Origin of the sequence: Pseudofrankia coriaricola, assembly GCF_032027725.1 — a bacterium.
Lineage (GTDB): Bacteria > Actinomycetota > Actinomycetes > Frankiales > Frankiaceae > Pseudofrankia.
Genome location: NZ_JASNFO010000045.1, coordinates 85,649 through 98,606, shown reverse-complemented (window position 1 = coordinate 98,606; position 12,958 = coordinate 85,649). Strand labels below are relative to the sequence as shown.

Below are 12,958 nucleotides of genomic sequence, written 5' to 3'. Positions count from 1 at the left end.
GGTGCACATGTCGTGACTTACCGTCGACCGAGGCGGTCAGGCGGCTCGTCAAGCCCTCGCTCACCCGCTCCGGCCGGTGCGCCGGCTAGAGGCCCAGATGGCGGGCGATGAGCATCTTCTGCACCTCGGAGGTGCCCTCGCCGATCTCCAGGATCTTCGCGTCGCGCCAGTGGCGGGCGACGGGGTACTCGTTCATGAAGCCGTAGCCGCCGAAGATCTGCGTCGCCTCGCGGGCGTTCGTCACCGCCGTCTCCGAGGAGAACAGCTTGGCGATCGCCGCCTCCTTCTTGAACGGCCGGCCGGCGAGCATCCTGGCCGCGGCGTCGTAGTAGGCGGTGCGGGCGACGTGCGTCCGCGCCTCCATCTCGGCGATCTTGAACTGGATCGCCTGGTAGGTGCCGATCGGGGCGCCGAACGCCTGGCGCTCCTTCGCGTACTTCACCGACTCGTCGACGCAGGCCTGGGCGAGGCCGACGGACAGCGCCGAGATCGCGATCCGGCCCTCGTCGAGGATCCGCAGGAAGTTCGCGTAGCCACGGCCGCGCTCGCCCAGAAGGTTCGCGGCGGGCACCCGCACGTCGGTGAAGGACAGCGGGTGGGTGTCGGAGGCGTGCCAGCCGACCTTGGAGTACGCGGGCTCGGCGGTGAAGCCGGGCGTCGGGACCGGAACGATGATCGTGGAGATCTCTGGCTTGCCGGCCTCGGAGCGGCCGGTGATGGCGGTGACGGTGACGACGCGGGTGATGTCGGTGCCCGAGTTGGTGATGAACGCCTTCGAGCCGTTGATCAGCCATTCGTCGCCCTCGAGGCGGGCGGTGGTGCGGGTGCCGCCCGCGTCGCTGCCGGCGCCGGGCTCGGTCAGGCCGAACGCACCGAGCGCGCGCCCGCTCGTCAGCTCCGGCAGCCACTCCTGGCGCTGCTCCTCGGTCCCGAACCGGTAGATCGGCATCGCGCCGAGCCCGACGCCCGCCTCCAGGGTGATCGCGACGGACGAGTCGACCCTGGCCAGCTCCTCGATCGCCAGGCACAGCGTGAAGTACTCGGCGCCCTGGCCGCCGTACTCCTCAGGGAACGGCAGCCCGAACAGCCCCAGCTCGCCCATCTGGGCGACGACCTCGTAGGGGAACGTCTTCGTCTCGTCGTGGTGCGCGGCGACCGGGGCGACGACCTCGCGGGCGAACTCCTCGATCGTCTTGCGCAGTGCCTCCTGCTCGTCGGTGAGCCGGGTGTCAGGCATCGTCGCGCTCCTTACTGATCAGCGCTGGTCGGCTGGTGTGGCGGCCACGGCACAGGCCGGCCCCGGCGGTGAAGGTGCTCCTGAGCGAGGCCGCCGACGGGTGCTTCCCGTGTTCCAGGATGGCCCTCATGCGCCCGCCTCGGCGGCGGCGCTCGGCTCCGCGGCGGCCGGCTCGACGACGGCGAGCAGGGCGTCGAGATCGACCCGCGCTCCCACGCCGACCAGGACGTCCTTGACCAGGCCCGCGACCGGCGCGGTGATCGCGTGCTCCATCTTCATCGCCTCGACGACGGCGAGCCGCTGGCCCTCGGCGACGGTGTCGCCGGCGGCGACGTCGACCGCGATGACCGTGCCGGGCATGGGGCTGCGGGCCTGCCCGTCGCCGGCCGCCGCCGCGGCCGCCCCCGGCTCGCGCACCCACTCCGCGAGCGGCCACGCGGCCCCGCCGGCGCCGACCCACAGCACGCCGGAGGTCGCCCCGGGGGCGGCGGGACCGGCCGCGACGTACCAGCTGCTCGTCACGCCGTCGAGGGTGACGAGCAGCCGCTCCGCCGCGGCCAGGCCGCCGCCGGAGACCGTGCCCATCACGGCGGCCGCGCCACCCGTCCCGGCCGCACCAACCGCACCAGCCGCGCCGGCCGCGGCGGGCTCGCCGACCCGCGCGACGGACGCCGCTATCGGCGCCCGCTGGTCGATGCGCACCGACGCGGCGGCCGGCAGGCCGCGCACGTCCACCCGACGGCGCACGCCACCGCCTACGTCGACCGTCCAGGACAGCCAGGCGTCGTCGCCGACCCGCCAGCCGGACGGGATGTCCCACGGGTCGACGACCGGCCCGGCCGGCCCGAGCCGCGACAGCTGCGCGAGCGCGTACACGGCGAGCGCGTCCCCCGGCGGCCCGCCGACGGCTTCGGTGGCGCCGGCCGTGGCGTTCGCCTCCGCGGGGCGGGCTGCGGCCGTCAGCTCGGCGAGGTGGCGCTCGACGAGGCCGGTGTCCAGCGCGCCCGCGCGGACGTCGGGGTGGCCGAGCAGGGTGCGCAGGAAGCCGAGGTTGGTGGTCACGCCGAGCAGCACGGTGCCGGCGAGCGCCGCGTCGAGCCGGCGCAGCGCGCCCACGCGGTCCGGCGCCCAGGCGATCACCTTCGCCAGCATCGGGTCGTAGTCGGAGCCGACCGTCGTGCCGGCCGCGACCCCCGAGTCGACCCGCACCCCCTCTCCCACCGGCTCCGCGAGGGCGACGATCTCCCCACCTGTCGGCAGGAAGCCACGGGCCGGGTCCTCGGCGTAGACGCGGGCCTCGACGGCGTGGCCGGACAGGACGACGTCTCGCTGGCGCAGCCGCAGCGGCTCACCGGCCGCGACACGCAGCTGCTCGGCGACCAGGTCGACGCCGGTGACCAGCTCGGTGACCGGGTGCTCGACCTGTAGGCGGGTGTTCATCTCCAGGAAGTAGAAGGTCTCCGGCTCGTCGCCCGCGACGATGAACTCGACCGTGCCGGCCCCGACGTAGCCGACGGCCGCGGCGGCGGTGACGGCGGCGGCGCCGATCCGCTCCCGGGTCGCCGCGCCGCCGGGGTGCGCGGTGAGCAGCGCCGACGGCGCCTCTTCGATGATCTTCTGGTGGCGCCGCTGGAGGCTGCACTCGCGTTCACCCAGGTGGATGACGGTGCCATGCGCGTCGGCAAGGACCTGCACCTCGATGTGGCGGGGGCCCTCGACGTAGCGCTCGAGGAAGAGGGTGTCGTCGCCGAACGCGTTCGCCGCCTCCCGGCGGGCCGACGCGATCGCGTCGCCCAGCTCGGCCGCCGAGCGGGCCACGCGCATGCCCTTGCCGCCGCCGCCGGCCGATGGCTTGATCAGCACCGGGAACCCGATCTCCTCGGCGGCTTCGGCGAGCGCCGCGGCGTCCATCCCCGGCTCGGCCCGCCCGGGCACCACCGGCACGCCCGCGTCGATCATCGCGCGCTTCGCGGCGATCTTGTCACCCATCACCTCGACCGCCCGCACCGGCGGCCCGACGAAGACGACGCCCGTGTCGGCGCAGGCGGCGGCGAACGCGGCGTTCTCGGAGAGGAAGCCGTAGCCCGGGTGGATCGCGCGGGCGCCGGTCGCCCAGGCGGCGGCCAGCACCGCGGAGGGGTTCAGGTACGACTCGCGCGCGGGCGCCGGGCCGATCCGGACCGCGACGTCGGCCTCGCGGACGTGGCGGGCGCCGGCGTCCGCGTCCGAGTAGACGGCGACCGACCGGATCCCGAGCTGCCGCAACGTCCGGATCACCCGGACCGCGATCTCCCCGCGGTTCGCCACCAGCACCGTGTCGAACATCGCTCCAGTCACCTGCCCATTCACCTCTGCTGTCTCCGCCGCGGCGGGCTCACATGCGGAAGACGCCGTAGCCGCGGTCGTCGATCGGGGCGTTCGCGGCGACGGACAGGGCCAAGGCCAGGACGGTGCGGGTGTCGGCCGGGTCGATCACGCCGTCGTCCCAGAGCCGCGCCGTCGAGTGGTAGGGGCTGCCCTGCGCCTCGTACTGGTCCCGGATCGGCTGGCGGAACGTCTCCTCGGCCTCGACGCTCCAGTCCTGCCCCCTGGCCTCGGACTGGTCACGGCGGATCGTGGCGAGCACCGCCGCGGCCTGGTCGCCGCCCATCACCGAGATCCGCGCGTTCGGCCACATCCACAGGAAGCGTGGCGAGTACGCCCGGCCGCACATCGAGTAGTTGCCGGCGCCGAACGAGCCGCCGATGACGACGGTGAACTTCGGCACCCGCGCACAGGCCACAGCCGTCACCATCTTCGCGCCGTGCTTGGCGATGCCGCCGGCCTCGTACTCGCGGCCCACCATGAACCCGGTGATGTTCTGCAGGAACAGCAGCGGGATCGACCGGGCGTCGCACAGCTCGATGAAATGCGCGCCCTTCAGCGCCGACTCGGAAAACAGCACGCCGTTGTTCGCGATGATCCCGACGGGGTGCCCGTGGATCCTCGCCGTGCCGCACACCAGCGTCGAGCCGTACTCCCGCTTGAACTCCGCGAACCGGCTGCCGTCGACGACCCGTGCGATCACCTCGCGGACGTCGTAGGGGATCTTCGCGTCGGTCGGGACGGCGGCATACAGCGTCGACGGGTCGACGGCCGGCGGCTCGGTCGGGACGACGTCCCAGGGGCGGGGCGCGCGCGGGCCGAGCGCGCCGACGATCTGGCGGACGATGCGCAGCGCGTCGGCGTCGTCCTCGGCCAGGTGGTCGGTGACGCCGGACGTGCGCGCGTGCAGCACGCCGCCGCCGAGCTCCTCGGCGGAGACGACCTCGCCGGTCGCGGCCTTCACCAGCGGCGGGCCGCCGAGGAAGATCGTGCCCTGGTCGCGCACGATCACCGCCTCGTCGCTCATCGCCGGCACGTAGGCGCCGCCGGCGGTGCACGAGCCGAGCACCGCGGCGATCTGCGGGATGTCGCGGCGGGACATCGTCGCCTGGTTGAAGAAGATCCGGCCGAAATGCTCCCGGTCGGGGAAGACCTCGTCCTGCAGCGGCAGGAACGCGCCGCCCGAGTCGACCAGGTAGACGCAGGGCAGCCGGTTGTGCAGGGCCACCTCCTGGGCCCGGAGGTGTTTCTTCACCGTCATCGGGTAGTACGTGCCGCCCTTGACGGTGGCGTCGTTGGCGACGATCACGCACTCCCGGCCGGAGACCCGGCCGATCCCGGTGATGATGCCCGCGCCCGGCGCGTCGCCGTCGTACATCCCGTCGGCGGCGAGCGGCGAGAGCTCCAGGAAGGGGCTGCCGCGGTCGAGCAGCCCGTCGACCCGGTCGCGCGGCAGCAGCTTGCCCCGGTCGACGTGCCGGCGCACGGCGGACTCGGGGCCGCCGCGGGCCCCGGCGAGCTTCGCGCGCAGCTCGGCGACGAGCTCCGCGTGCCGCGCCGCGTTCGCCCGGCCCTCCGCCGACCCCGCTTCGACCCTGCTGGTCAGCACCGCCCCCGCCGCCGGACCGAGCGGGTGAGACCCGAGGTTAGTGGCCGCTAACATGTCCGCCAGGTTAGCGTCCGTTAACCGCCGACGCCAGTTCTGCGCGGCGGGAGTGCCTACGTCACACCGCACTCGGGTCACCCGAACCCGGTCGAACCCTCTCCGTGGCGCCGGAGCGGCGCCAGCTCGGCGCCCGGAGCGTCCGTACGCCGGGGTTCGGCGTCAGGCGGCGAGACCGCCTTCTACGGGTCGAGGACGCTCCCCCGCATCGTCCCATGGGTCGCTCTCGTGCCGGTTCTACGGGCGTCACGCCGTCGGTCCCACGCCCGGCGGCCACGGGATTACTCACATTCCCCGGGCATGGGAACGGCCCGCCATGACCGTAGGACCTAGACACCAACAACCGCCGCAACGGTGCGCCGACGTTTCCGAAAGGTCGTCACATGTCCTTCCTGACCGGTGTACGGTACCAATATCGTGGACAAGGGGGCTCACGGTTCTCTCTTTTCCGGGTGAACTCGCGCCACTTTCTTGGATGGCCTGTCGGTACCATGCGCGATGACGAAGGGGCGCCGTGGGAACGGTGAGGTGGCCGCGTCGCAGGAAGACTGACAAGGGAGGCGAGGGCGGAGAAGGCCCGGAATTCTCGCGGGCGCCGAAAGCAGAGCCCGCGGCGCCGGCCCGGAACGCCACCGTTCTGGAGACCGCGCCCGCGGCGCCAGCGCGGCGGGCGGCGTCATCCTCCGCGGATGCCCGGGATGTTCCCGCCGTCTGGGCGGTCGGGCACCGGATCCTGGACCTGTACGAGGTGCGGCAGGTCTTCGAGTCGGGCGGGATGGGCCTGGTCTACCGGGTCCACCACCTCGGCTGGAACGTCGACCTGGCGGTCAAGAGCCCACGGCCGGAGTTGTTCGCCGGCGAGGCGGACAGGGAGCGTTTCGTCCGGGAGGCGGAAACCTGGGTGAACCTCGGGGTCCACCCGCACCTGTGCGCCTGCCACTACGTCCGCACGCTCGGCGGGATCCCCCGCGTGTTCGCCGAGTACGTCGACGGCGGCAGCCTGCGCGACTGGATCGACGACGGCCGGCTCTACCATGGCGGGGCCGCGGAGTCGCTGGGCCGCGTCCTCGACGTCGCTGTCCAGGCCGCCTGGGGAGTGGAGCACGCGCACGGGCGGGGAGTCGTCCACCAGGACCTGAAGCCGGCGAACATCCTCCTCGACTCCGAGGGCACGGCCAAGGTGACGGACTTCGGCCTCGCCCGGTCGAAGGGCCTCGCCGGCGGGCCGCGCCCGAGCCCGGCCGGCGTGGCGGCGACCGTGCTGGTCACGAGTGGGGGCCTGTCGCCGGCCTATGCCTCACCAGAGCAGGCGGCCGGCGAGCCGGTGGGACGGCGCAGCGACGTGTTCAGCTTCGCGGTCACCGTGCTGGAGATGTTCACCGGCGAGGTCACCTGGCTAGCCGGTCCCGCCGCCGGCGCCGCCCTGGATGACTACCGGACCCGAGGCCCCGCCGACCCCAGCCGTCCGTCGATGCCGCCGCAGCTGGCTGACCTGCTGGCGCGCTGCCTGGCCGACGACCCGGCCGCCAGGCCGGGCGGCATGGCCGAGATCGCCGCCGAGATCACGGACATCTACCAGCGGGAACTAGGCCATGTCCTGCCTCGGACGGCGCCGCGGGAGGCGGAGCTTCGGGCGGATGAGCTGACCAACCGGGCGCTGTCGATGCTGGACCTTGACCGGGTCAAGCAGGCGGAGATGTTGTTCGATGAGGCGCTGACGGCCGACCCGCAGCACCTGGAGGCGACCTACAACGCCGGGTTGCTGCGCTGGCGGGCAGGCAGGATGACCGACAGCGAGCTGGTGGCCAGACTCGAGGCGGTCCTGGCGAGTGCACCAGACCCCGGGCCGGTGCCGCGTCCGCTTGCCCAGCCGCACCTCAAGCGCGGCGACGTCGACGTGCCCCCTCCTGTCCTCAAGGTCCCCGCGGAGGCGGCGCGGCGCGCGCTGATGCAGCGGCTGCTTGCCCAGGTGCACCTCGAGCGCGGCGACGTCGACTCGGCCCTTCCTCTCCTCGAGGAGGCGGCGCGGCGCGCCCCTGAGGACACCGAAGTCCGCGCGGCGCTGCGACGTGCCCGCGCCGATGGTGCCACCGGCCGCCGTCGACGTACCCTCGAAGGACACACGTCTGCCGTGAGTTCGGTCTGTGTGAGTGCCGACGGACGTCTCGCCCTGTCCGGCAGCCACGACGACACGGTGCGAGTGTGGGACCTGGCCACCGGCCGCTGCCTGCACGTCCTCGAAGGACACACCGAGGACGTGAACTCGGTGTGTGTGACCGCCGACGGGCGTCGCGCCCTGTCCGGCGGCGACGACCGGACGGTGCGGGTGTGGGACCTGGCCACCGGCCGCCGCCTACGCACCTTCCGAGGACACACGTCTACCGTGAACTCGGTCTGCGTAAGCGCCGATGGACGGCGCGCCCTGTCCGGCAGCGACGACCGGACGGTGCGGGTGTGGAAGCTGGCTACCGGCCGCCGCCTACGCACCTTCAGCCGCCGTCTACGCACCTTCAAAGGACACACCGGGGACGTCAACTCGGTGTGTGTGAGTGCCGACGGGCGTCTCGCCCTGTCCGGCGGCGACGACCGGACGGTGCGGGTGCGGAAGCTCTCCACCGGCCGCCGCCTGCACATCCTCGAAGGACACACTTCTTTGGTGTACTCGGTGTGTGTGACCGCCGACGGGCGTCTCGCCCTGTCCGGCGGCGACGACCGGACGGTGCGGGTGTGGGACCTGGCCACCGGCCACTGCCTGCACACCCTCAAAGGACACACCGGCGGTGTGAACTCGGTGTGTGTGACCGCCGACGGGCGTCTCGCCCTGTCCGGCAGCGACGACCGGACGGTGCGGGTGTGGGACCTGGCCACCGGCCACTGCCTACGCACCCTCCAAGAACACACCGGGAACGTGCAGTCGGTCTGTGTGAGCGCGGACGGGCACATCGCCCTGTCCAGTAGCTACAGCCGGACGGTGCGGGTGTGGGAGCTGCCGAACGTGGGGGCCGATGTCGCCTCGCTCCAGCTGTGCCGCCTGCGTCCACATGCCGAGCTGGTGCGGCATGAAACACAGTTGGAGACGCTGCTGAGCGCGGCCGAGCTTCCTACCACGGAGGGCCGCTTCCCGGCCGCGCTCACCCTGCTCAGAAAGGCGCGGACGATACCGGGGTACGAGCGGGACCCGCGAGCCCTGGAAACCTGGCGACGGCTTTCACTGTTCTCGGTAAGAACCGGTGTCCGCGGCATCTGGCAGTCGAGAATCATCGACGGACACGGCAACGTGACTTCGGTGTGTGTGGCCGCGGACGGGCGTCTCGCCCTGTCCAGCAGCCTCGGCAACACGGTGCGGGTATGGGAGCTGGCCACCGGCCGCTGTCTGCACACCCTCGACAACGGACACACTTTTGGTATCAAGTCGGTCTGCGTGAGCTCGGACGGGCGTCTCGCCCTGTCCAGCGACAATGACAGCACGGTGTGGGTGTGGGACCTGGCCACCGGCAGCTGCCTACGCATCCTCCAGGGACACGCCGGGGAGGTGAACTCGGTCTGCGTGAGCGCCGACGGGCGTCTCGCCCTGTCCGGCAGCCACGACAACACGGTGCGAGTGTGGGAGCTGGCCACCGGCCGCTGCCTGCACACCCTCAAAGGACACACCGCCATCCTGAACGGGGCCCTGAAGGCCGTGACCTCGGTGTGTGCGAGCCCCGACGGGCGTGTCGCCGTATCCGGCGGCAAGGACTGCACGGTACGGGTGTGGGACCTGGCCACCGGCCGCTGCCTGCACACCCTCAAAGGACACACTTTTGGGGTGTACTCGGTGTGTGTGAGCGCCGACGGCCGTTTCGCCCTGTCGGGCAGCCAGGACCGGACGGTGCGGGTGTGGGACCTGGCCACCGGCCACTGCCTGCACACCCTCAAAGGACACACTGGGATTGTGTACTCGGTGTGCGTGAGCGCCGACGGCCGTTTCGCCCTGTCGGGCAGCCAGGACCGGACGGTGCGGGTGTGGGACCTGGCCACCGGCCACTGCCTGCACACCCTCACCGGACACACCAGCGAGGTGACCTCGGTGTGTGTGAGCGCCGACGGGCGCCTCGCCCTGTCCGGCAGCGACGACCGGACGGTGCGGGTGTGGGAGATCGACTGGGAGCTCGAGGCCCGGGACCCGGCCGACTGGGACGAGGGCGTCAGGCCCCATCTCGAAACCTTCCTGACGTTGCACACTCCCGTTGCGGGCAGCCTGCCGCCGCGGGGCGAAGTCTCGGAACAGCAGATCCGGCTGGGTCTTTCCCGCCGGGGTAGGCCCTCGTGGACCGAAACGGACGTCGACAGCCTGCTCCGCCAGTTGCAATACTCCGGCTACGGGTGGATACGCCCGGCCGGTGTAAAGGCGGAGCTGGAACGTATGGCCCGGAACTGGGAAGCCCTGCCCCCGCTACCCGGGGCGTAGCAGAAGCCCACTCACCTATCCCGCGGATGCGGGTGGCGAGGATACGGAGACGACGATGCCGGCCACCGTCACATTGAAGGTGACCCACGGACGGCTGCAAGGCGAGGAATTCACCTTCACCGAACGAAACACCTGTATCCTCGGCCGCGCGGACGGCTGCACCCCCCGGCTTCCCGACGACGCCGACCATCGCACCGTCTCCCGGCACCACTGCCTGCTCGACATCAACCCGCCCGACATCCGCGTGCGCGACTTCGGCAGTCTCAACGGCACGTACGTCAACGACGTCAAGATCGGCCAGCGCGAGGCCCACCAGACCCCGGAAGAGGCCGCGGCCCAGACCTTCCCGGAACACGACCTGACCGACGGCGACGAGCTGAAGATCGGGTCGACGACCTTCCGGGTGTCCGTGCATACTCCGCTCCACTGCGTCGGCTGCGGCCGGGAGATCCCGGACGGCGCCCAGGCGGAGGCCGGGGCGGAGGCCGGGACCATCCAATGCGCGGCCTGCCGCGCCCGGGCCGCCCGGCGAAACTGCCCCGCGTCGCCCGCGCCCGTGTCCCCACGCTGCGCCGCCTGCGGCGAGCCGCTCGCCGGCGCCCGCCGCGCCGGACCGGGCAGCGACCTGTGCGCCGTCTGCCTGGCTGACCCCGGCAAGGTCCTACGTCACCTGCTGCGGCGCGCCCGCTCCGGCGACCGGGAACTCGCCGCGATCGGCGGCTACACCCTGCTGCGCGAGCTCGGCCGCGGTGGGATGGGCGCCGTCTACCTCGCCCGCGACGACACCACCGGTCATGAGGTCGCTCTGAAGGTGATGCTGCCCCGGGTCGCCGCCCAGCCCGACGTGCGGGCCCGCTTCCTGCGCGAGATCGCCATCAGCAAGGAGCTGCGACACCGCCACATCGTCAGCCTGCACGACATCGGCACGGCCCACGGCGGCTTCTACTTCACCCTGGAGTACTGCGCCGGCGGCAGCCTCGACAAGCTCGTCGCCCGCCGCGGCGGCAGGCTGCCCCTCGACGAGGCACTCCCGCTCGCCTTGCAGGCCCTGGAAGGGCTTGAGCACGCGCACGACCAGGGCGTCGTCCACCGCGACCTCAGCCCGCAGAACATCCTGCTCACCGACGGGACCTCCCCTGTCGCGAAGGTCGGCGACTTCGGCCTCGCCAAGGCCTTCGACCAGGCCGGGCTGTCCGGGCTCACCCGTACCGGCACCGCCGCCGGAAAGCCCTGGTTCATGCCCCGCCAGCAGGTCATCAACTTCAAGCACGCCCAGCCCGACGTCGACGTCTGGGCGCTGGCCGCCTGCCTCTACTGGACTCTCACCGGCGCCCATCCCCGCGATTTCACCGGGCGCAGAGACCCCTGGCAGGTCGTCCTCCAGAACAACCCGGTGCCCATCCGCAAGCACGACCCCACCATTCCCGCGGGACTGGCCCAGGTCATCGACCAGGCCCTCCGTGACCAGCCGGCCATCGGCTTCTCCACGGCCGCCGAGCTCCGCCACGCGCTCGACAAATACGGCTGACCCACGAGTCGCTCCCGCCTCCGCCGGGCGGACCACCCGCGTCGCCGGTTGTCCTCGGTGCCCTCGGAGCCGATCCGTTTCCCGATCTCCCGGGAAGCCCGCGGTCTTGGCACCGGCCGCCACCGGGACCTGGATCGCTCAGGCCTGGCCGCCGACCACGAACAGGCCCTCGCCGACCTCCGCGGACGTGTCGCGCATCCGCTCCACCCATGCCCGTGGCCAGGCTGTGTCCGACGACCAGTGCGCCTCGTGCAGCAGGGTCCCGCTCAGCGTCGCCCCACGCAGGTCGACACCCCGAAGGTTCACCCCGCGAAGATCGGCCCCGCTCAGGTCGGCCAGACCGAGCGTCACTCCGCGCAGGTCCGCCCCACCGAGAACCACGTCCCGAAGATCGGCACCGCTGAGGTCGGCACCGCCGACGTTCACGTCACGCAGGTCGGCCCCCCGCAGGTCGGCAAGGCCGAAGGCCGCCCGGCGCAGGTCGGCGCCGCGCAGCGTCGCCTCCCGAAGGTCGGCCCCGCCGAGGTTCGCATCCCGAAGGTCGGTCCTGCCGAGGTCGGCGCGCCGCAGCGTCGCCCCGCGCAGGTCCGCGCCGCGCAGCGTCGCCCCGCGAAGATCGGCGCCGCGCAGCGTCGCCTCCCGAAGGTCGGCCCCGCCGAGGTCCACCTCACGGAGGTCGGCCGACTCAGGGCCCGCCACCGGATCAGATCCGCCGAGGTTACCGAGGTCGAGGAGGTCGGCCAGGCTGCGGCTCGTCAGTTCGGACGTCGAGGAGCCGACGTCGTGGAGCGTCTCGGCGAGAGAGCGGGGGGCGCGGTCCAGGATGCTCCGGCTGACGGGATCGCCGAGCGAGGAGCTCGCCAGAAGCTGGTGGATGTCGACCGGGCCGGAGGCGCTCATGACCGCGTTCCTCCCTTTAGTCCCTGGCGGAAGCGGTAGAGCATGCCTTCGACCGCGCGCGGGGTGACGTCCTCGCCGAGGAACCGGGCGATCTCCTCGTAGGTGTGGCCGGTGGCGGACAGCAGGACCGCGGTCCGCAGCCGGCCGGGCGGAGGCAGGGCCGCCGCGAGATCCTCGCGCATCGTGAACAGGTCAGCGGGATCACGAAGCGCGGGATCACGAAGATCGAGGGCATGCACACCCTCACCCACCAGCGCTCCGGAGAGGCGCTGGCGTTCCCACCGCGGATAGACGGTGCCGCCGAATGCCAGCACGCAGCCACCGATGAAGTAGGTCGACAGCTTCGCGCCTCCCTTCGGCGACCAGCCGCGGCCTTCCCGGCCGGCGTCCTGGAACCGGGCCAGGGCCGTGATGAGGGTTTCCTGCACCAGGTCGTCGATGTCGTCACGGGTCAGGGTGATCTCGCCGGCGGCGAGGCGGCGGACCCCACCCAGGCCCCGGCGAGCGCACTCCTGCGTGATCTGCCCGCTGACCAGCCACGCGTGCAGGACCTGGTGGCCGTAGCGGGCCAGGGCATCGGCGACCACCTCGTAGTCGGGCCCGGCGAAGCCGACCTCGATCAGCCGGGCATACAGCGCCGCATCCCCGGCAAGCCGCGACGCCCGGTCGTCGTCGACCGCGGAGTCGTCAGCCATCCGCCCTCACAGGCCCGTCCTCGTACCCGTCCTACGGACGGGGCTCCATCCAACCCACGTCCCCGGGCACGGACACCGGTCGCCTCTCATCCGTGCGCGACTCCAGTCCATGCGCGACCAGCCT

At 72.3% G+C, this 12,958-nt stretch carries 7 protein-coding genes; 2 read left to right on the top strand and 5 right to left on the bottom strand.

Annotated features, from left to right (window positions below; all coding sequences use genetic code 11):
* Positions 1–85: 85 nt before the first annotated feature.
* The 3 genes from QOZ89_RS24650 to QOZ89_RS24640 form a co-directional block, all read right to left on the bottom strand.
* Positions 86–1,237 carry an acyl-CoA dehydrogenase family protein gene (locus tag QOZ89_RS24650; protein ID WP_071053512.1) on the bottom strand — a complete coding sequence of 384 codons (1,152 nt, stop codon included), beginning with the start codon at positions 1,235–1,237 and terminating at the stop codon, positions 86–88.
* A gap of 126 nt (positions 1,238–1,363) precedes the next feature.
* Positions 1,364–3,562: an acetyl/propionyl/methylcrotonyl-CoA carboxylase subunit alpha gene (locus tag QOZ89_RS24645; RefSeq protein WP_312625587.1), complete on the bottom strand. Its 2,199-nt coding sequence runs from the start codon at positions 3,560–3,562 to the stop codon at positions 1,364–1,366.
* Positions 3,563–3,611: 49 nt separating this feature from the next.
* A complete protein-coding gene (locus QOZ89_RS24640; protein WP_071053510.1) occupies positions 3,612–5,264 on the bottom strand; it encodes a carboxyl transferase domain-containing protein in 1,653 nt (550 codons plus the stop codon).
* Between the two features lie 514 nt (positions 5,265–5,778).
* On the opposite strand from QOZ89_RS24640, the gene QOZ89_RS24635 reads away from it, so the two are divergent.
* Positions 5,779–9,711: a protein kinase domain-containing protein gene (locus QOZ89_RS24635; RefSeq protein WP_312625541.1), complete on the top strand. Its 3,933-nt coding sequence runs from the start codon at positions 5,779–5,781 to the stop codon at positions 9,709–9,711.
* Positions 9,712–9,766: 55 nt separating this feature from the next.
* Positions 9,767–11,239 carry a protein kinase domain-containing protein gene (locus QOZ89_RS24630; protein ID WP_071053508.1) on the top strand — a complete coding sequence of 491 codons (1,473 nt, stop codon included), beginning with the start codon at positions 9,767–9,769 and terminating at the stop codon, positions 11,237–11,239.
* A gap of 138 nt (positions 11,240–11,377) precedes the next feature.
* Here QOZ89_RS24630 and QOZ89_RS24625 read toward each other — a convergent pair whose 3' ends face one another.
* Together QOZ89_RS24625 and QOZ89_RS24620 are read right to left on the bottom strand one after the other, a co-directional pair.
* Positions 11,378–12,139, bottom strand: coding sequence for a pentapeptide repeat-containing protein (locus tag QOZ89_RS24625; protein WP_071053507.1), 762 nt, complete (start codon positions 12,137–12,139; stop codon positions 11,378–11,380).
* Positions 12,136–12,834 (bottom strand): RNA polymerase sigma factor, encoded by a 699-nt coding sequence (locus tag QOZ89_RS24620; protein ID WP_071053506.1) that lies wholly within the window; start codon positions 12,832–12,834, stop codon positions 12,136–12,138. The genes QOZ89_RS24625 and QOZ89_RS24620 overlap by 4 nt, the downstream gene beginning before the upstream one ends.
* Positions 12,835–12,958: the final 124 nt, after the last annotated feature.

Bases quoted from the DNA above. Each gene is read 5' to 3' on its own strand.
- QOZ89_RS24620 (WP_071053506.1), bottom strand. From the start codon at position 12,834: ATGGCTGACGACTCCGCGGTCGACGACGACCGGGCGTCGCGGCTTGCC.
- QOZ89_RS24645 (WP_312625587.1), bottom strand. From the start codon at position 3,562: ATGTTCGACACGGTGCTGGTGGCGAACCGCGGGGAGATCGCGGTCCGG.
- QOZ89_RS24625 (WP_071053507.1), bottom strand. From the start codon at position 12,139: ATGAGCGCCTCCGGCCCGGTCGACATCCACCAGCTTCTGGCGAGCTCC.
- QOZ89_RS24630 (WP_071053508.1), top strand. From the start codon at position 9,767: ATGCCGGCCACCGTCACATTGAAGGTGACCCACGGACGGCTGCAAGGC.
- QOZ89_RS24640 (WP_071053510.1), bottom strand. From the start codon at position 5,264: ATGTTAGCGGCCACTAACCTCGGGTCTCACCCGCTCGGTCCGGCGGCG.
- QOZ89_RS24650 (WP_071053512.1), bottom strand. From the start codon at position 1,237: ATGCCTGACACCCGGCTCACCGACGAGCAGGAGGCACTGCGCAAGACG.